This window comes from Bacteroides sp. 41_26 (assembly GCF_949740115.1).
Classification (GTDB): domain Bacteria; phylum Bacteroidota; class Bacteroidia; order Bacteroidales; family Bacteroidaceae; genus Bacteroides; species Bacteroides nordii.
Window position 1 is genome coordinate 112,953 of record NZ_CATJGZ010000051.1, and the last position, 20,131, is coordinate 133,083.

Below are 20,131 nucleotides of genomic sequence, written 5' to 3' on the forward strand. Positions count from 1 at the left end.
ATGTAAGTCCGATGTTAATTTATCATTTCATATTCTTCACTTATCAGACTCAAGTTATTTTAAGAGCTTTCCTTATTTAAGGCCTTATATATTCCAATTCCGTGATAATAGGCAAATGATCGGACAACACGGATTGGATTGTTTGGGTACGAATTACTTTCCAACCTTTCTGCGGTTTGGCAAACAGGAAATCTATCTTTCGATAAGGTTTCCATGCCGGTACAGTAGGAGTCATATCAGCATCACAGAACCATTCCTGTTTTAACTCTTTAATCACTTTAGAGGAAACATCAGAATTAAAATCTCCTCCAAGTACAGTAGGATAATCCACTTTTCTAAAATGATTATTAATAAATTCAGCTTGTAATTCCCTCGTTTTTGTAAGCTTAGCATCCAAATGGGTAGAAGCAAAAACAATGGTATCGCCGTTCATTTCAAAAAGCCCCTCTAACAAAACACGTTGTTCATAATCTTTTCCAAGTTGAGGTAAAAGCGTTTTCTGAATCTTGATATAAGGGTATTTTGAGAGAATTCCAATACCATAATACCCTCCTTTATATTCTATTGTTTTGCCATATAAACCGAACATGCCAGTATAATAGGCTAATTCCGATATAAAATCCTTTCCTCTCTGATGAGGTGTACGATCACGATTGGTTTTAGAGTCAACTTCCTGAAGTGCTACAAAATCAGGATTAAAAGACTTTATATGTGCAGCCAGATCTTTCAACTCTGCCAACTCACCAAATCTTAGATTATAAGTCATAACTTTCATTCTCAAAGTATCCTGAGCATATGTATTTCCAACCAATAGCAAATACAAAATCAATAAGCAATTTCTTAATATTCTCATCTTTGTTAGGGTTTTGATACGTTTAATACAGATACAATAGGTAAATGATCAGAAGCATTTATACCTGTAAACACAGTATGAGAAATCACACTAAATTGTTTTTCAGGTTTGTAAGCAATGTAATCCAACTCCCGGTTAGGTGCATTAGAAGGTATTGTAAACTTCATCGGATCAGTGTTCGTTCTAATAAATCCTGCTTCATCAAGCTTTTTGATAATCGAATTATCCGGTTTTGAATTAAAATCGCCTGCTACAATAATCGGTGCATCTCCCTTTGAGGATAATTCTTTCAATATAATCGGAAATTGCCTGTCTTTCTCCGCTTGAGTAACAGATAAATGCGTCACCGCCAGATAAATAGTAGTCTCATTAAATTTTATCTTGGCAGTACCTAAAACATTGCTACCTGTAATTGTCAACCCGTCAATTACTTTTGGTAGCTCATGATTCACTATTTCACTCATATAAAATGAAGAAAGAATAGCGGCTCCGTACGCACCACCTGTTTCAAGATCTTTCTGTTTAAAGAAATAGTAGTACGGGTAACCAGCTAACTTTGCCAGTTCTTTAGCTTGATCTATTCCGAGACTTCGCTTAGTACACTGATCGACTTCTTGTAACAAAATCACATCGGGTTTAATCCTTTTGATAACTTCAGCTACATTATTAACATTTGCTACAGTTGCTTCTGACGTACCATAATAAGGGGCACAATGCCTGATATTATAACTCATCACTGTCAATTTACTTTCTACACTACCACCTGTATCCCATCCAGAATCAGTTCCAGGTTCATCATTCTGGCTACAACCAAAAAATGAAAAACTCAAACAAAGAAATATCAATAAAAATTTTTTCATAATTATTTTTTTAGTTTTTAGTAGAAGTATCGTAAGTCATAGATTCCGACTATACGAAATCTATGACATTCTGATTCATTTATTCAGGCCATCCGGGATTTTGTCCTAGAAGTGGATTTTTCACTCTCTCTTCGTAAGGGACCGGCCATAGATAATGCATAGCCGGATCAAAATAACGAGCTCCACCTTCAACCACTGATTTCTCATATATCACATCTCCAAACTCATCAACACCAGTATCAGGATAAGGATTAGCACCCAAATCATTCATACAGACTTTAAGACTCGGCCCTGTTATAGCACGTCCAAATCTAAGTTCACCTTCTTTCCAACGCATCACATCAGCGTATCTCATTCCATCAAAAGACAATTCTACTCGACGTTCTCTTTTCAATTCTGTCCAAAGATCAAGATTCCATTCAGTCAATTCATCCAGATTCATTCTATGCATCCCCACACGGTCTCTTAATTTATTGACTGTATAGTCGAGATCATCTTGAGATAAAGTACCTTTCGTTTTATAAAGGGCCTCCGCATAAATCAACAAAACCTCAGGAAAGCGAATTACATTCAAATTATTGTGAGATATATTATAATTACCCGCAATTGATTTTACATTGTATTTTTTAAAATAAAATCCAGTAATCCCGTTAGCTCCGTTTCTTCCAGGTTGAAGAGAGGAAAAACGAGGCAGATTAAATATCGGATTGGGCTTACGATATTCTGCATCTCCGTCATCACCACCCGGCCATTCATCTCCGGGGGCATACAAGGTCATTTTCATACGAGGATCTCTATTCTGAAAATAATCAACATAGTGCTCTTCCGGATATTTATAAAGAGGAGAAGTTTTAATATTCGTCTGCTTATAATACTCCAACCCCGCTTTAGCAGGCATTCCATCTGTACATAAATAAGCATCCACTAATGTTTTTGAAGGATTAAAACGGATAAAATCCGTAGGGCAACAAGTTTCATTAGGCATATTATTCATACGCACATCCTTGATGTAAACACTATAAATAATTGATTCATTATTATCTGGGTTAACTTCTACATCACCTTCTAACTGGTATATCTTTTCATAATCATATAACCCATAAGGTCCTTTATCTATAACCTCCTTCGCAGCTTTCGCAGCAATATCATATCGTTCATTTTGCAATGCTATACGTGCTTGCATAGCCAATGCCCCCCATCGGTCAATACGTCCAACATTAGTTCCCAATTGTCTTTCCTCAGGTAATTTAGATGCGGCCCATTCCAAATCATCCATCAAATAATCAATAATTTGATTTCTCGACGTACGAGGTACATAGGCTTCATCAGCTGTTATCACATGATCAACCCAGGGTACATCACCATAAAAAGTAGTTAACATAAAATAGAGCCATGATCTTATCACTTTTACTTCAGCTGCATATACATCCTTTACATCCTGTTCAATCTCTGCTTTATCATAATTATCCAAGAAATTATTACATGTATAAATATGACCATAAGAATACCGCCAATAGGAAGTAAATGGAAAACCATCCGTATAAGCATGTTTTCCTCCGGAAACTTTACTCAATCCACTATTTTTATCTCCCCACATTACAGTTTCCGCAGTAGACTCAGCCCATTTTATCATTAATTCATATTCAAAAGCTCCATAACAGGGATATAGAGCTGCCCGTAGCTGTTCTTCTGTTTTCCAATATGTTTCATTAGTAACAGAATCTTGTGGATATCTGTCCAAGAAGTCGGCACATGAAGTATTAACCCAAAACAAAAGCAATACTAAAATATATTTTATAGTTTTCATATCAGTATTTATTATCTTTATTAAAATGAAACAGATAAACCAAACACATAAGTTTTCACCTGCGGATAAGAATCACCAGACGTTTCACGTACTTCCGGGTCATAAGCTCCAAAATATTTAGTAAATGTCAACAAATTATCAGCAGAGGCGTATACCCTTAAATTGGAAAGTCCCAAACTATTAATCCATTTTTTTGGAAAAGTATATCCCAATTGAACATTTTTCAGCCGTAAATATGAAGCATCTTCCAGCCAATAGTCACTAAATAATAAATTATGAGTCTGAGCTTGATACAGTCTTGGATAAGCTGCATTCGGATTATTAGGTGTCCATCTATCCAAATGCTCTACTTTAGGTACAGAATAATCATTAATAAAACAATGACGAGCCTCATCTTTCAGATAACCATTCACTTTACCTACACCTTGTAGATAAAAACTAAAATCCCAACCTTTCCATTCCACAGCACCCTTGAAAGAATAAGTATAATGAGGATAGGGATCCCCAAATACCACCTTATCATAATTGTCAATTACTCCATCCGGACTACCATTCGGACCACTAATATCTCTGTACTTAATATCACCTGGTTGTACTATACTTTCCGAAGCCTTAGGTATAGCAAAATTAGGATTAATATATCTTCCATCTGCATTTTGTCCACCAAAATCAGATATTTGCGCCAACCCATCGGTCAAATATCCATAAAAAGCATTGATAGGATCACCCACTCTTCTTATTTTATCCGCTAAAGTCGGTTCACTCTTTCCTAAGTCAACAATTTTATTCTTTGCATCAGATATGTTAAATGACATACTATATTTCACCTCTCCGATTCTATCACGCCAAGAAATATCCCATTCCCAGCCTTTATTCTCAATTTTACCCATATTCTCAAATGGTAAATTAGCTGTTCCCGTTACACCAACGATAGTAGGATAAATAGGTTTTACCAAAGCATTAATATTCTCTTTCTTAAACCAATCAAATGATGTAGTTAGACGATTTTCAAAGAAGCTCAAATCAATACCGATATTCAACATCCGGATGGTTTCCCACTTAATATTCATATTTCCCAATTTTTTTTGGGCAAAACCAATATTATTAATACCTCCAATAGGATAACTCTTTTCAATTCTTTCAATTGGTGTCAGATAAGGATAATAATCACTGCCAACATTTTGATTACCAAGTTCACCCCAAGAAGCTCTAAGTTTTCCTGATTTCAGAACAGAATCAGCAAATCTCATAAAACTCTCACGAGAAAAGTTCCATCCAACAGAGAATGAAGGGAAATATCCCCAGCGATTATTCTTTGCAAATCGAGAAGTACCATCAATACGCATATTAGCTTCAAACAAATATTTCTCATTATAAGCATAATTAATACGCCCAAAATAAGAACGTAATGCCCAAGAATCTTTACCACCACCATTTGTGATATCTTCAGTTCCAGCATCTAATACATAAATATCATCTAAAAGAATATTTTTTCTACTACCATCTAAATCACTAAAATCATACCATTCCTGAGAAAAACCCAATAATGCACCAAATTCATGTAATTTGATACTCTTATTATAATTCAACGTTAATTGGAAACTTTGCGTCAGAGCATCCTGATGTGCCTGATATACATAATTACGCAAATTTTTATTTTGAGGATCAGGTGTTCCATCTGCATAAAACTCTGGTAAAACCGGGTTATATTCATCCGTCTCTCTAAAATAGTAATTAGCTGCATATTGCCCACCTAAATTTAAACCTTCTATAATTTTTAAATCAGCACCTATAATCGTATTTAATGTTCGTGACTTCCTTTGTTCTGTACCACCATCATAAGCTATAGAAAGAGGATTTTTTACAGAACCATTTGACCAATTCTCTGAATCGACCCAATTTCCGTTTTCATCTTGCTGTTGCCACTTAACAGGTAATAAAGGAGAATTTCGTTGGGCTAACCTAAATACACCGGATGCACCTGAAAAGCCCGAAGCACGGCGATAATAATCAACAAAACTAACAGTGCCATTCAATTTTAATCTATCAAAGACCTCTGTATTTACGCTAATTCGAGCATTATGTCTTTTAGAATCAAAAGCATCTCCTACCACTAGACCATCTTGGTTTAAATATCCGTAAGACATAAAATAACCACTTTTCTCACTACCACCTCTAACACTTAAAGAATGGCTTGTTTGCAAACTACTCTTTTTGAATATTTCACCAATCCAATCCGTATTCGAATATTCATTAGGATAATTTCCTGAATCATATTTTGAAAATGCTTCATCATTATAAGGTTTTGAAAATCCCGCTGCAGCCATCGCCTCATTAGACAACTCCATATACTGCCTACCATTAACCAATTCAGGAAGTGCCGTCGGAGTTTGTAAACCGATATAGCCAGAATAAGTCAATGTCGCTTTTTCTTTCTGCTTACCTTTCTTTGTTGTAATCAAGATAACGCCATTTGCTGCACGTGCACCATAAATAGAAGCAGAAGCAGCATCTTTAAGTACTGAAACACTCTCAATATCACCTGGATTCAGAAGGTTCATATCACCACCAGCCACACCATCTATTAATATAAGAGGAGAAGTACTACTGTTAATAGTATTCACACCACGTATCTTAATATCAGGAACAGCCCCCGGCTGACCAGATGAAGAAGTAATTGTAACACCAGGCAAAAGTCCTTGCAAACCTGTACTTACATTTGAGATTGGCCTGTTTTCTAAAACATCTCCTTTTACCATAGATACGGCACCTGTCAGATTTACTTTCTTCTGCACTCCATAACCAACCACAACTACATCATTCAGTTGAATTGCATTTTCCGCTAAAGTCACATCCAGCTTTCCCGGTTGGCGAACAACTTGTTTTACCTCTGTGTAACCTATAAAAGAGAAAAGTAACGTACTTCCTTCATCTACTTTCAACGAATAATTTCCGTCAATATCAGTAATTGTACCCGTAGAAGTACCTACAACTGATATTGTAGCACCTACAATCGGCTCTCCTGTCATTTTATCAACGACTTGTCCATTTACTGATACTTCTTTCTTTTTATCAGAAGAAGTATCTTCTTTTTTTTGTTCATTTTTATTATACAACAGAATACTATTGTCCAAAAAACGGAAACCAATATTCATTCCTTTCAATAAAGAAGAAAGGGCATCCTCTAATTTCACATTTTGAACTTTCAAAGAAACCTTCTTATTGGTATCAACAAACTCTTTACTATAAGCTACATTCATTTCAGCCTGCTTACTGATCTGTTCCATAGCCTGTTTGAGAGACAAATTACGAATAGTCACAGAAATTTTCTGTTGTTGAGGGTAAGCTATGAGCGGAAAAATAAGACATAATCCGCACACCATACACCATTTTCGGATGTATGAAAACAAGTGATTTTCATTCATAAAATTAGAAATTGATAAAGTTACTAGATTAATTATTTTTTACCTTACTTCATAGATATCTTCTGAAATTTTATTAAATTTAATTGGAGTTATCGAAGACATTGTCTCCAGAATGTTTCCAAGATCATTGGCTTTACAAACAAAATTATATGTGAACGTGGTTATCTTAGTCCCACGGATATCAAAATTAACATCAAACTGCCTTGAAAGTACTGCCAGCACTTCTTCCAAAGGGGTATTTCGAAAGACCAACCTATTCTCTTTCCATCCGGAAGCATCTTTATAATACTCATTTGCCCGAATTTTGCAGAGTGAACTACCTTTTTCATAAACAGCTGTTTGTCCCGGGCGCATCTCATACAATGGAGATTTAGAACCATAATGTCCTATCATAATCTTTCCTTCATCAAGTGTGGTGGTTATTTTTTTGTCGGAAGGATAAGCAGATACATTAAAACTGGTTCCAGTCACTTTTATCTTCATCTCATCCGCCTGTACCATGAAGGGATTATCCGGATTCTTTTTTACCTCAAAATAAGCTTCACCAACCAAGGAAACCTGACGTTCTTTCCCCGTAAATTGTTCCGGATAAACCAGCTTTGAATCAGCATTCAACCACACGCGGCTACCGTCAGGCAAGAGCACAATCAACTTTTCTCCTTTGGAAGCACATATCTCTTGATATTCAGGAGTACACTCTTCCATTATTATATAGGTAAAGTAACTGATATTGAAAAGGAGCAAAGCGATGGCACACGCCCACCTGAAAGCTGGCCAAAACGCTCTCTTCTTTCTTTTATCTACTTCATCAAGTATATTCTGATAGACTTTATATTCATCAAACTCCGGCATCTCACGCCCGCCCATAGCCAAAGGTTCATTCTTTAGCAAACAATCAATATCGCTGTCTATATGTTCAGCAATATAATTAATGATTTCCGGAGCTGTATTTTTATGTTTATTCAAACGCATGTTTTTACTGATCTTTATATATAGTACACAAAGAGGTAAGAAAAGTATTATATAAAATCATTGATTTTAGAAAAATATTTTAAGAAAGATAAAAAAGAATGCCCGTTGGACTATCCGAAAGTTACATTAACAGCATAATTGCACGCTCACGAACCAGCTTTTTAATTTGTTTCAAAGACTGGCTATATTGAAATTTAATGGTATTTATAGACAGATTTAATCTGTTTGCAATCTCCTGATTAGAATACTTCCCGGATATTTTCATAGAAAAAATCTTTTTCCTTTGAGGAGACAATTGTTCTACGGCACTACGTATCATTTCAACTTGCTCCTGGTCAAATTCCTGAGAATCTGTATCCTCTCCATCCAGATAATTGAGAATTTCCAAACAATCATCCAATACAAAAATATTACTTTTTGAATCCCGCAGAATATTCAATAGATCGTTCTTCAAAACAGTAAATAAAAAACGATTAATAGGACGACCCTCTTCCAGTTCTTCACGTTTTATCCAGATTTTCATAAACAAATTCTGTACAGCATCCTCAGCCAACTCTTTATTGCACAGGTATTTAAAAGACAGTGCAAAAGCTTGTGCACCATACTTTTTATAAAGAGTGGTGAAAGCAAGTTGATTTCCTTTTTTTAGTTGCTGAACGAGTAAAATGTCATCCATAATAATTCCCGATACACGATATGGGTGCAATATTCGCAAAAATATATGAGAAATACAAAACATTTGCTGGCAATCTTGTCAATAGATCGGAAAAGAAAAAAATAAGGACAGATGTGTTACATATTAATTAAAAAAAAGAGAAAAAGTACAGAAACAGTGCACTTCTTACACAAAAAGGTACACAAGAGATAATTACATAAAGCGATATGCATAACAACAGACATCACGCCATGCAGCAAAACAAGCCAGTGTCCACCCGATAGAAACTTCCGGTTAAGAAACTTCCGGTTAATTTTGTGATAAACCTGTATACTCGTAATTCCTTTTAATTATTCCACCCCTTGTCCGAAGTCTTCTTCGAACTCTTCTTCAGCCTCTTTTACTAAAGTTTCTGCCCGCAATGCACTTTTCGGAAAATACTTCGACAAGGGATAACGGAAGAATTTCATCTTGCCAACACGGTTGGTGAATCTACGGTCGGCCACAAAGTACACTCTGGACAAGCGCACCTCATGAGGAAGTACATCCTCAGGATGCTCAAAACCGTCACTCGTAACAGCTGCATGAAACGAACCGAGTCCACGAATAGTGACTGACTCTCCGCTTTTCAATATTTCCTCCATCACCTTAGGAAGGTCAGTAAGTATACTCAATACATCACCTTTACTCCTACCGCTTTGCGAAGAAAGCATATCCGCCAGGTCATTCTCATTCTTACCCCCACGTTTCTGGAGCTTCTTCTGTACAGCGTAATAGAGTTCCTTAAATCCTTCTACTGTGCTGAATCTCTTCTTTCTTACCAGATAAATCAATCCCATAATCTTTCGTATTAGATGTTGTAATCAAACGTATTGAAGGTCGTAACAGAACGTTGTACGACATGTGCATCTCGTACAGTATGACATGTACATCTCGTACAGCACGACATGTGCATGTCAGCATGTTCCAGATGCGCATGTCGTACAACGTTCTCTGCAAAGGTAATGAATATATCCCGGCAACAAAAGAAAGCTACAATTATTTCCCCTAAAAGTACACTCCGGGGAGTACAACTCACATATAACCCTTTTTTAAGATGTTATCACCTGTATTTTTAAAAGAATAGTTATCTTTGCAGACATATTTTAAACAGAACGTACTGTTTACAGGCATTGATAATAAATATAATAACGAAATAGATAAATGGCATTGCAATGTGGTATTGTCGGACTTCCCAACGTAGGAAAGTCGACACTTTTCAACTGTTTGTCGAACGCGAAAGCACAGGCGGCAAACTTCCCTTTTTGTACAATAGAACCGAATGTAGGCGTAATCACTGTTCCGGACGAACGTTTGAATAAATTGGCGGAGCTGGTACACCCGCAACGAATTGTACCCACTACCGTAGAAATTGTAGACATCGCCGGACTGGTAAAAGGTGCCAGTAAAGGTGAAGGATTAGGTAATAAGTTTCTCGCAAACATTCGTGAAACAGATGCCATCCTGCATGTACTTCGTTGCTTTGATGATGATAATGTGACACATGTAGACGGAAGTGTAAACCCTGTGCGTGACAAAGAGATTATTGACTATGAACTACAGTTGAAAGACCTCGACACTATTGACGCACGTATACAGAAAGTGCAAAAGCAAGCACAAACAGGAGGTGATAAGACTGCCAAACAGACTTATGACATCCTCGTTAAATACAAAGAAGCATTGGAGCAGGGAAAATCGGCCCGTACTGTAAAGTTTGAAACCAAAGACGAACAGAAAATTGCCCGCGAACTCTTTCTGCTTACCAGCAAACCGGTAATGTATGTTTGCAACGTGGACGAAGCAAGTGCCGTAAACGGAAACAAATATGTAGACATGGTTCGCGAAGCAGTAAAAGATGAAGATGCAGAAATTCTTATTGTTGCTGCCAAAACAGAATCGGATATTGCCGAACTGGAGACTTACGAAGACCGCCAGATGTTCCTTGCCGAAGTAGGACTGGAAGAATCAGGGGTAGCCCGGCTTATCAAATCGGCTTATAAATTATTGAATCTCGAAACTTATTTTACAGCCGGTGTACAGGAAGTACGTGCCTGGACTTATGAAAAAGGTTGGAAAGCACCTCAGTGTGCGGGAGTAATCCATACCGACTTTGAAAAAGGATTTATCCGTGCAGAGGTTATCAAATATGATGATTTTATCCAGTATGGTTCAGAAGCTGCCGTGAAAGAAGCCGGTAAATTAGGTGTGGAAGGAAAAGAATATGTAGTACAGGACGGAGATATCATGCATTTCCGTTTTAACGTATAAAGAATGAATTATCTTATAGCAGGAACCGGAGGTGTAGGAGGCAGTATTGCTGCCTTTCTTGCACTGAGCGGAAAGGATGTTACCTGTATAGCCCGTGGGGCGCACCTGGAAGCTATACAGAACAATGGACTGACGTTAAAGTCAGGCCTGAAAGGCAATCATACCATTCCAGTGAAAGCTTGTACAGCAGAAGAGTACACAGGAAAAGCAGACGTAATATTCGTTTGCGTCAAAGGCTATTCCGTTGACTCTATCACGGATCTGATAAAACGGGCTTCTCACGAAAAAACAATCGTAATTCCCATACTCAATGTTTATGGTACAGGACCACGTATTCAGCGCCTTGTTCCGGGCGTAACCGTTCTGGATGGTTGTATTTACATTGTAGGGTTCGTATCCGCCCCGGGAGAAATTACTCAGATGGGAACCATTTTCCGTTTGGTATATGGAGCGCATAGAGGCACAAATGTACCCGCCGGACTGCTTGAAGCCGTACGTGACGATCTGGTAGAAAGCGGAATCAAAGTGGATCTGTCACCTGACATTCAACGGGATACATTTGTCAAGTGGTCCTTTATCTCGGCTATGGCCGTCACCGGAGCTTATTTCAATGTTCCTATGGGCGAAGTGCAAAAGCCGGGTAAAATACGTGATACTTTCATAGGCCTGTCTACCGAAAGTGCCATGTTAGGAAAGAAACTCGGTATCGAATTCTCCGAAGATCCCGTCACCTACAATCTCAAAGTAATTGATAAACTCGACCCACAAAGCACCGCATCCATGCAGAAAGATATGGAGAAAGGACATCAATCCGAAGTACAAGGGTTACTTTTTGACATGATAACAGCTGCCGAAGAACAGGGAATAGAAGTACCAACCTATCAGGAAGTAGCCAAGAAATTCAGAATATAAAATTAAACTCAATAATTATGAATACCATTTTATTATCTATTAACTGGAACCCGAATCCCGAATTGTTCAACCTCTTCGGACTTCCCGTTCGCTATTACGGACTATTGTGGGCCGTTGGTATCTTTCTGGCCTATGTTATAGTTCACTATCAGTTCCGGGATAAAAAGATAAGCGAAAAGAAATTTGAGCCCCTGTTTTTCTATTGTTTCTTTGGTATTCTGATTGGGGCCCGACTGGGACATTGTATATTCTATGATCCTCAGACCTATCTCACCAGTTTCCGGGGATTCTGGGAAATGATACTTCCTATCAGATTCCTGCCCGACGGAGGCTGGAAATTCACAGGTTATGAAGGACTTGCCAGCCACGGTGGAACGTTAGGACTGATGATTGCCCTCTGGCTCTATTGCCGTAAAATAAAAATGCATTATATGGATGTAGTAGATATGATTGCTGTAGCCACTCCCATCACTGCCTGCTGTATCCGCCTGGCCAACCTGATGAACTCTGAAATCATTGGTAAACCGACCGATGTACCCTGGGCTTTCGTCTTTGAACGTACAGATATGCTTCCACGCCATCCGGCACAGCTTTACGAAGCTATCGCTTATTTCCTGCTTTTCCTGGTGATGATCTATCTTTATAAGTTCTATAACAAAAAGCTACACCGCGGCTTCTTTTTCGGACTCTGTCTGACGGCCATCTTTGTATTCCGCTTCTTCGTTGAGTTCTTAAAGGAAAATCAGGTTAGCTTTGAAGACAATATGAGCCTCAACATGGGGCAATGGCTGAGTGTCCCCTTTGTGATCATCGGCCTCTATTTCATGTTCTTTTATGACAGGAAATCCATCAAAAAATGAAGCATATTATAGACATAGAAACCTGGGAGCGGAAAAGTAATTATGAGTTCTTCAAAAGTTTTCAGAATCCCACTATTTCCATAACCTCAGAGGTAGAGTGCGGAGGAGCCAAAGCCCGTGCCAAAGCCGCAGGACAATCATTCTTCCTCCACTATCTCTACGCCGTGTTACGCGCTGTCAATGAAATACCGGAGTTTCGTTTTCGCATAGATGCAGAAGGCAATGTAGTCTATTTCGACAATGTAGATATGTTGACTCCTATAAAGGTAAAAGAAAACGGACGTTTCTTCACCATCCGTCTGTCATGGAACAAAGATTTTAATGCCTTTTATGCGGAAGCCAAATCGGTCATAGATGCCATCAACCCTGATGGCGACCCGTATGATATGGAAAAAGTGGGTGGTAAAGACCTGCTTGATGTTATATTGTTAAGTGCTACTCCCGACTTGTATTTCACCTCACTGACCTGTACACAAGAACATCGTCACGGTAGTAATTACCCTTTGATGAATGCGGGAAAAGCAATATTAAAAGAAGGCAAATTAGTAATGCCAATTGCGATGACTATTCACCATGGGTTTATAGACGGGCATCATCTTTCGCTGTTTTATAAGAAAGTGGAAGAGTTTTTAAAATAGAGCACTTTCACTTGTAATTGATATAAAAATGCCCGATGATCATGTACAATCATCGGGCATTTTTTTCTTTCATTTCTACTTCCCTCTCACTATCTTCTTTATATCACTCAGCTTATTGAGCGCTTCAATCGGAGTAAGGTTATTCACATCCAGATTGAGTATCTCATCTCTGATCTGGCACAATATAGGGTCGTCCAACTGGAAAAAACTCAACTGCATCCCTCCCCTGTTCTCACTTACTCCACCTAATGGTTTACCGGAAATGCCTTGCTGACGATTGTCCGATTCGAGCTGCTTCAGAATTTCATTGGCACGCTTTACAATACTTTTCGGCATACCTGCCATCTTAGCTACATGAATACCGAAAGAATGCTCGCTACCGCCACGTTCCAGTTTACGAAGAAAAATAACTCTATTATCAACTTCTTTCACCGATACATTATAATTCTTTATCCGCTTGAAAGATTTCTCCATCTCATTCAGTTCATGATAGTGCGTGGCAAAAAGGGTACGTGCTTTTGCCTTAGGATGCTCATGGATATACTCTACAATAGCCCAGGCTATCGAAATACCATCATAGGTAGAAGTTCCACGCCCCAACTCATCAAACAATACAAGACTTCTCGAAGAAACATTATTCAGAATATCCGCCGCCTCATTCATCTCTACCATAAACGTAGATTCGCCAACGGAGATATTATCACTGGCTCCCACCCGGGTGAAAATCTTATCCACCAATCCGATGTGAGCACTCTCGGCAGGAACAAAAGAACCGATTTGAGCCAGCAAAGTTATTAATGCCGTCTGACGCAAAAGAGCAGATTTACCGGCCATATTGGGACCCGTAATAATAATAATCTGCTGCGTTGTACTATCCAGCATCACATCATTAGCAATGTATTTCTCACCTATCGGGAGCTGCTTTTCAATCACCGGATGGCGCCCCTGACGGATATCCAGTACGTCATTATCTTCAATCACCGGGCGAATATAGTTATTCTCACGTGCTACATTGGCAAATGCCAATAAACAGTCGATACGCGCTACCTGATTGGCATTAATCTGGATGGCAGGAATAAATTCACTCAAAGCTTGTACCAGCTCCGTATAAAGCCGGGTCTCAAGCACCAGAATCTTATCTTCTGCTCCGAGGATTTTCTCTTCGTACTCTTTTAACTCCTGAGTGATGTAACGCTCCGCATTGACCAGCGTCTGTTTGCGAATCCACTCCTGAGGTACTTTATCTTTGTGTACATTGCGTACCTCTATATAGTAGCCAAATACACTGTTATAGGCAATCTTCAGACTTGGAATCCCTGTCTGTTCACTTTCACGTTGCTGTATTTTCAAAAGGTAATCTTTGCCCGAATAGGCTATCTGTCTCAGTTCGTCCAACTCGGCATTTACCCCACTTTGAATCACGCCTCCTTTGTTTATCAATAAAGGAGGGTCATTGTTGATTTCCTTACTTATCCGGTCACGTATAGAAATACAAAGATTCAACTGCTCTCCTATCCGGTTCAGACTGGCATTATCTGCCTGCAGGCAAGCTTCTTTTATGGGTTCGATAGCCTGCAAAGCTATTTTTAACTGTACTACTTCGCGCGGTGACACACGTCCTACCGCCACTTTCGAAATAATACGCTCCAAATCTCCTATCAGATGCAGTTGCTCCTCAATCAGCTCTTTAAACTCCGGTTCACGAAAGAAATACTCCACTACATTCAAGCGGTCGTTAATCGGCTTTTCATCCTTCAACGGAAATACCATCCAGCGCTTCAGCAAACGGGCTCCCATCGGACTAATCGTTTTATCAATGACATTGAGCAAACTGCTGCCACCATCATTCATACTGCCGATAAGCTCGAGACTACGTACGGTAAATTTGTCCATACGCACATACTTATCTTCTTCAATGCGGGCCAGCGAGGTAATATGACCAATCTGTGTATGCTGTGTCATATCCAGATATTGCAGGATAGCACCCGAAGCAATTGTACCATTCTTCAGATGTTCCACACCAAAACCTTTCAGATTTTTCGTCTCAAAATGTTTCAGCAGCTTCTCACGGGAAGTCGTTTCCGTAAAAACCCAGTCGTCCAGTTCGAAAGTGAAGAATTTACTTCCAAAGTTACCCTCGAACATACCACGTTTACCGCGTTCAAAGAGTACTTCTTTGGGACCAAAATTATTGAGCAGCTTATCCACATAATCGAAAGGTCCCTCTGCCGTCAGGAATTCACCGGTAGAGATATCAAGAAAGGCAATACCACAGGCTGATTTACCAAAATGCACTGCGGCAAGGAAATTATTTTCTTTATAGTTGAGAATATTATCATTGATAGACACACCCGGAGTAACCAGTTCTGTAATGCCACGTTTCACCAGTTTCTTCGTCATCTTCGGATCTTCCAGCTGGTCACAGATAGCTACACGTTTACCGGCGCGAACCAGTTTTGGTAAATAGGTATCCAGCGCATGATGAGGAAAACCGGCCATCTCAATAGTCTTTCCTTTTCCGTTGGCACGTTTAGTCAGGGTAATTCCCAGTATCTCAGCTGCAATAATTGCATCTGTTGAATAAGTTTCGTAGAAGTCCCCGCATCGAAACAGCATCACCGCATCCGGGTGTTTTGCTTTCAGGTCAAGGAACTGTTTCATCATAGGGGTTAGTTCAATATCGTTGCTCACAGGTAGTCTCCTCTTCTTTTTTAATTCAGTAATCAGTGGGCAAAGATACTGATTTCCCACTAATCTACCATCCCGTCAACACCAAGATTTATTGGGTTATCTTATCGTAAAAAAGTCTTTAAACAAGCTCCTGAATTATTAACAACCCGCACAGTATTCTTAAAACGTGTTATAAAACATACTATTTTTCTTGGATTATTTGCAGATACCACCAAAAGCCGTACATTTGCAATGTGTTTTTCATAGTATTAGATTTAAGGTTAACAAAGGTTGGAGCAAGGCGTTGCTCCTTTTTTTATGTCCGTACCTTTTCACCTCCTTTCATCAATATTCTCTTTTGATGATAGCAGGAATTAAAAAGGTAAAAACAAAATAGTAGCCACTATCGTTCTTTTTTTATTATATTTGTAATATGCATGCAAAAAAAACAGAAACCACCAATTTAATGCTACATATTATGAAAAAACTTCTACTCCTCATCACAATCCTTTTACCCGCCTTACAAAGTACATACGGGCAAGAGCAACCCTGGATCTCCGCAGGCAAACAATGGTCAACACTTGTACGTCCTTCAGTCTCACCCGAATATTATCACGAATGGACTACTACCTCCTTTTTAAAATCAGATACAATTATCAACGATTTACATTATTTCAATATCTACACAACAGAAAATGAAGATTTAACTGAAGCCAAATGGTCAGGACTTTGCATCCGACAAGATGGTGATAAAGTATACCACTACAATACAAAAAGTCAGCAAGAATTATTATTATTTGATTTCAGTAAAGAATATGGAGATGAATTTACATATTATGACGGTGTTCAAGTTAAGGTAACCGCCGCTTATACCTACATAGATATAAATGGAATACGCCGGAGGGCTATTAATATAGTATCTGTTGACGGGGGAGGAAGAGACGAATGGATAGAAGGCTTTGGCTCTATGCAGAATGGAATAGGGCAACCTTGCCTTTCTAAAGCAGGAACAGGTTACAAACTTCTATGCTGTCGCGATAATAAGCAACAATTTTACCATGATCCAGACTATAAAACTTGCTATAGAAAGACCTATCCTCCTTTTTTTCTTTTGACCGACCACACAAAGTGGAGAGAGATCAATTACTGTGAATCCAACAACGAAATACCGACAAAATACAATTTACATGATTATGAAGTTCTGGGAGATACCGTAATAAACAATCAAATGTATAAGAAAGTATACTTAACCATTAATGGAGAACATACAGATTACTATACAGCCATCCGCGAACAAAATAATATATTAGTGTGTAAACCGGCAAATAACGATAAAGAATATACCTTAGCAGACTACAGATGGACCGGCAGTGAACAACTTCAGTTTAACGATATCTCATGGACCCCTTATGAATTCGAATGTAATATAACCGGACAGATAGAGTCAGAGAATAAATATCTGTATGATTATATTCAATTAGCTGACCATTGGGGCAGGATACAAGCACCCTCCAAAGATGTCCGTTTCATAAAATATTTCGGTTCTACATTAGGATTATTTTCTTATCTGCTAATGGGAGGACAGACTATCGATCATCAAATGTATAATGAACTTGTTTCGATTCATATCGGAAATGAGCTGATTTACCAAAGCCCTTATTTTACAGAAGACGGTGTACTTATCAGCACAATACTCGAAAACCATTGGTTGGGGCAGGATACAAAATGGACAGAAGTAAGATACCGTACAATGTGGTGGCCTGTCTTCTTTAATAAATACCACTATAAACTGAAAGGCGTTGAATATATAGATGGAAACTATTACTGGAAAGTCTATTGTGGGGATAGGGAAACAGGCAAAATGCGCGAAGATAAAGAAGGCAACATATATTACAGAGAGCAGCAGACTGACAATGGAAATAATATCTCCAAAGAGTTTCTGCTATATTCATTTGGCAAAGAGCCCTGGAAAATAGGAGACAAAATACGATATGCCGGCGAATGGGATGCCGATGGAGTTAAAGAGGTAGAACATACCATCACGTATTTGGAAAATTACACATTAATAAATGGCGAAGTAGTGCCTGCAACTATCACCAACATAGGATTCCTAATATATGGCATCGGAAACACAACAGGGATAGTCGAAGGAATATATCCACAACCCACAGATGGAAGTCAGGCTGCCCTATATGAATATTATCGGAAAGGAGAACTGCTCTACCGCAATAAAAGCGTTGGTATAGAACCGGTCAATGCTTCTACCCAACTAATGATTCGAAATGAAGGAAACAGCGTCATTTTTAAGCAAATTGCTACGAACAGCAATGCATCACTTTTAATCTACAATATCAACGGGCAAAACATCGGAATTTATCCAATGACCGATAATGAGGTAATCATCAATCATCTGCCAGCGGGAATTTATTTATATCGGCTATCTTCCACTACGCATGAAGAAACCGGACGGTTCGTTATTCTGGTAAAATAAAATAATGCTTTATAGAGTATTCATTGGTTCAATCCCAATATCTACTCTATTATTTTTCACTTATAAACTCTGATATAAAAATACGGCTGCAAAAACTTTTGTTTCTTACAGCCGTATTCTTTTGATCGTTTTCCTTTATCTCATTTTACACTTGCCAAAAGGCGAACAGCATTGCCGTCATTCAGTGCATAAGTGCTCTTTTCCATATTCTTATCAAAAGTACGACTTCCGGCATTCCAAAGAGCATAATTCATTTCAACCTCATTGGTATTGTAAGTGATATCAAGTTTGAAATAAGGAGTCCAAACCTCTTTCACGCTATCCCATTTTGCAGCTTCTTTACAAACTACACGGTTTTCATTGTCATAAGTATAAGTGTAGCGAAGATGACGGAACAGATAGCCGGATTCATTTTTAAAGATAGTCTTAGCTACCAGTAATTCACCATTCATCTCATCATTTTTCACATAGTCAACAGGATTACTTGCATTAGCACTCATTACACTTGCCATTAACACTGCTACCATTACCACTGCTTTGAAAAATACATTTGCTTTCATAATCGTTATTTTTTTATTGTTATTATTCTTTGGATCTGCGACTGCTGTTTTTTTCTCAACCGCCTTCGCATATAGATAGTCAATAGCCGTGCCAAAGATATAATAACCTGATTATCAACGATTATAAAAATAAGACATGCGTTCATTTTCGAACAGATGTCCGCTCAAAAACGGACATAATCATATCACTTAGATGTAATGACCGTTTCTCCATCAGCTTTGCACATAATGAATACTTTCCTCCTGTAAGTAGGTTCATCTGCGGAATAAATAAGTTTTCCATTTACTTTCCAGGATACTATATCACTGATATAATCACCATTTACTTTACGTTTGCCCTGATATCTGTGTTGAAGAGCCATTTCATAAGGCTTGCCCTTGAAGTATACATAAAAGGTAAAATCACTGTACCGCGAATCGCCGTACGCATAAGTAAAGAAACTATTCAGATTTTCATCCTTATCCATTACTATATTATTTATCTCATTATTATACCAAAGTCCATCAGTTGTTGTAGCAAACTCAGTAGGAGGTGCCGGTGGTGTATCAAGCAGAGTCTCACAGGAAATGGGCAATGCAATCATATTAATAAGATCATGCCCTTCTTCATCAATAAAATAGAAACGTACAACATGACCGCTAAAAAAAGGTCTCCCATCTTTCATACTATCATACCAATGCTCTTCATCATCGTTGCATGACGCAAAGCCAACTGCCAAAAGGAGGAGTAATACCAGTCCGGATAAATACTTTGTTTTCATTATTCCTTAGTTATTATAGTTCAGTCTTTTTATCTCCCAATCCGTACAAAAATAAGAAATAATATCCAAGCAGTAGCTTGAAGGAGCAATCAATTTAATAAAAACACACAAAATAATAGATTACACTGTGTCGATGTACCTCCCCGTAGAAAAAATACTTTTTGTTAAAATACCCCTTCCGGGAAGCCTTCTTTTTATAAATTTATAAATGCAAATATTAAAGCATGTTATAAAACACACTTTTTTATTTGGATTATTTGCGAATACCACAAAAGGCCGTATCTTTGCAATGTGTTTTTCATAGTATTAGATTTAAGGTTAACAAAGGTTGGAGCAAGGCGTTGCTCCTTTTTTTATGTC

At 38.3% G+C, this 20,131-nt stretch carries 15 protein-coding genes; 5 read left to right on the plus strand and 10 right to left on the minus strand.

The window, feature by feature from the left end; all coding sequences use genetic code 11:
- Positions 1-76: 76 nt before the first annotated feature.
- The 7 genes from QX565_RS03400 to QX565_RS03430 all read right to left on the minus strand — a co-directional run bounded on the left by QX565_RS03400 (position 77) and on the right by QX565_RS03430 (position 9,411).
- On the minus strand, positions 77-853 hold the full coding sequence (locus tag QX565_RS03400) for an endonuclease/exonuclease/phosphatase family protein (protein WP_221649668.1): 777 nt from the start codon (positions 851-853) through the stop codon (positions 77-79).
- A 5-nt stretch (positions 854-858) separates the two neighbouring features.
- Complete coding sequence (locus QX565_RS03405) at positions 859-1,713, minus strand: endonuclease/exonuclease/phosphatase family protein (protein WP_289291264.1); 855 nt, start codon at positions 1,711-1,713, stop codon at positions 859-861.
- A 79-nt stretch (positions 1,714-1,792) separates the two neighbouring features.
- Positions 1,793-3,520, minus strand: coding sequence for a RagB/SusD family nutrient uptake outer membrane protein (locus tag QX565_RS03410; RefSeq protein WP_221649666.1), 1,728 nt, complete (start codon positions 3,518-3,520; stop codon positions 1,793-1,795).
- Between the two features lie 20 nt (positions 3,521-3,540).
- Positions 3,541-6,945, minus strand: coding sequence for a TonB-dependent receptor (locus QX565_RS03415; protein ID WP_289291265.1), 3,405 nt, complete (start codon positions 6,943-6,945; stop codon positions 3,541-3,543).
- 39 nt (positions 6,946-6,984) lie between these two features.
- On the minus strand, positions 6,985-7,917 hold the full coding sequence (locus tag QX565_RS03420; RefSeq protein ID WP_221649664.1) for a FecR family protein: 933 nt from the start codon (positions 7,915-7,917) through the stop codon (positions 6,985-6,987).
- A 121-nt stretch (positions 7,918-8,038) separates the two neighbouring features.
- Positions 8,039-8,593: an RNA polymerase sigma factor gene (locus QX565_RS03425; protein WP_195570075.1), complete on the minus strand. Its 555-nt coding sequence runs from the start codon at positions 8,591-8,593 to the stop codon at positions 8,039-8,041.
- A gap of 329 nt (positions 8,594-8,922) precedes the next feature.
- Complete coding sequence (locus tag QX565_RS03430) at positions 8,923-9,411, minus strand: HU family DNA-binding protein (RefSeq protein ID WP_002558429.1); 489 nt, start codon at positions 9,409-9,411, stop codon at positions 8,923-8,925.
- A gap of 364 nt (positions 9,412-9,775) precedes the next feature.
- On the opposite strand from QX565_RS03430, the gene ychF reads away from it, so the two are divergent.
- From ychF to QX565_RS03450, 4 genes are read left to right on the plus strand one after another with little or no spacing between them, the layout of a single operon-like run.
- Positions 9,776-10,879 (plus strand): redox-regulated ATPase YchF, encoded by a 1,104-nt coding sequence (gene ychF / locus QX565_RS03435; protein WP_196039873.1) that lies wholly within the window; start codon positions 9,776-9,778, stop codon positions 10,877-10,879.
- A gap of 3 nt (positions 10,880-10,882) precedes the next feature.
- Positions 10,883-11,791 carry a ketopantoate reductase family protein gene (locus QX565_RS03440; protein ID WP_221649663.1) on the plus strand — a complete coding sequence of 303 codons (909 nt, stop codon included), beginning with the start codon at positions 10,883-10,885 and terminating at the stop codon, positions 11,789-11,791.
- Positions 11,792-11,808: 17 nt separating this feature from the next.
- Positions 11,809-12,651, plus strand: coding sequence for a prolipoprotein diacylglyceryl transferase (gene lgt / locus QX565_RS03445; RefSeq protein WP_289291267.1), 843 nt, complete (start codon positions 11,809-11,811; stop codon positions 12,649-12,651).
- Positions 12,648-13,289: a chloramphenicol acetyltransferase gene (locus QX565_RS03450; protein WP_221649661.1), complete on the plus strand. Its 642-nt coding sequence runs from the start codon at positions 12,648-12,650 to the stop codon at positions 13,287-13,289. The genes lgt and QX565_RS03450 overlap by 4 nt, the downstream gene beginning before the upstream one ends.
- A gap of 75 nt (positions 13,290-13,364) precedes the next feature.
- On the opposite strand, the gene mutS is transcribed toward QX565_RS03450, so the two are convergent.
- Positions 13,365-15,980, minus strand: a complete 2,616-nt coding sequence (gene mutS, locus QX565_RS03455; protein ID WP_289291269.1) for a DNA mismatch repair protein MutS — start codon at positions 15,978-15,980, stop codon at positions 13,365-13,367.
- Positions 15,981-16,437: 457 nt separating this feature from the next.
- On the opposite strand from mutS, the gene QX565_RS03460 reads away from it, so the two are divergent.
- Positions 16,438-18,450 (plus strand): T9SS type A sorting domain-containing protein, encoded by a 2,013-nt coding sequence (locus QX565_RS03460; RefSeq protein WP_289291271.1) that lies wholly within the window; start codon positions 16,438-16,440, stop codon positions 18,448-18,450.
- A gap of 140 nt (positions 18,451-18,590) precedes the next feature.
- Here the strand turns inward: QX565_RS03460 and QX565_RS03465 are convergent, their stop codons facing one another.
- Both QX565_RS03465 and QX565_RS03470 read right to left on the minus strand, forming a co-directional pair.
- On the minus strand, positions 18,591-19,010 hold the full coding sequence (locus tag QX565_RS03465; protein WP_289291273.1) for a DUF3836 domain-containing protein: 420 nt from the start codon (positions 19,008-19,010) through the stop codon (positions 18,591-18,593).
- A gap of 185 nt (positions 19,011-19,195) precedes the next feature.
- Positions 19,196-19,771 carry a hypothetical protein gene (locus tag QX565_RS03470; protein WP_289291275.1) on the minus strand — a complete coding sequence of 192 codons (576 nt, stop codon included), beginning with the start codon at positions 19,769-19,771 and terminating at the stop codon, positions 19,196-19,198.
- Positions 19,772-20,131 lie beyond the last annotated feature (360 nt).

What these genes read in the sequence shown, in the direction of transcription:
- QX565_RS03400 (WP_221649668.1), bottom strand. Translation starts at nt 853, where the DNA reads ATGAGAATATTAAGAAATTGCTTATTGATTTTGTATTTGCTATTGGTT.
- QX565_RS03405 (WP_289291264.1), bottom strand. Translation starts at nt 1,713, where the DNA reads ATGAAAAAATTTTTATTGATATTTCTTTGTTTGAGTTTTTCATTTTTT.
- QX565_RS03410 (WP_221649666.1), bottom strand. Translation starts at nt 3,520, where the DNA reads ATGAAAACTATAAAATATATTTTAGTATTGCTTTTGTTTTGGGTTAAT.
- QX565_RS03415 (WP_289291265.1), bottom strand. Translation starts at nt 6,945, where the DNA reads ATGAATGAAAATCACTTGTTTTCATACATCCGAAAATGGTGTATGGTG.
- QX565_RS03420 (WP_221649664.1), bottom strand. Translation starts at nt 7,917, where the DNA reads ATGCGTTTGAATAAACATAAAAATACAGCTCCGGAAATCATTAATTAT.
- QX565_RS03425 (WP_195570075.1), bottom strand. Translation starts at nt 8,593, where the DNA reads ATGGATGACATTTTACTCGTTCAGCAACTAAAAAAAGGAAATCAACTT.
- QX565_RS03430 (WP_002558429.1), bottom strand. Translation starts at nt 9,411, where the DNA reads ATGGGATTGATTTATCTGGTAAGAAAGAAGAGATTCAGCACAGTAGAA.
- ychF (WP_196039873.1), top strand. Translation starts at nt 9,776, where the DNA reads ATGGCATTGCAATGTGGTATTGTCGGACTTCCCAACGTAGGAAAGTCG.
- QX565_RS03440 (WP_221649663.1), top strand. Translation starts at nt 10,883, where the DNA reads ATGAATTATCTTATAGCAGGAACCGGAGGTGTAGGAGGCAGTATTGCT.
- lgt (WP_289291267.1), top strand. Translation starts at nt 11,809, where the DNA reads ATGAATACCATTTTATTATCTATTAACTGGAACCCGAATCCCGAATTG.
- QX565_RS03450 (WP_221649661.1), top strand. Translation starts at nt 12,648, where the DNA reads ATGAAGCATATTATAGACATAGAAACCTGGGAGCGGAAAAGTAATTAT.
- QX565_RS03460 (WP_289291271.1), top strand. Translation starts at nt 16,438, where the DNA reads ATGAAAAAACTTCTACTCCTCATCACAATCCTTTTACCCGCCTTACAA.
- QX565_RS03465 (WP_289291273.1), bottom strand. Translation starts at nt 19,010, where the DNA reads ATGAAAGCAAATGTATTTTTCAAAGCAGTGGTAATGGTAGCAGTGTTA.
- QX565_RS03470 (WP_289291275.1), bottom strand. Translation starts at nt 19,771, where the DNA reads ATGAAAACAAAGTATTTATCCGGACTGGTATTACTCCTCCTTTTGGCA.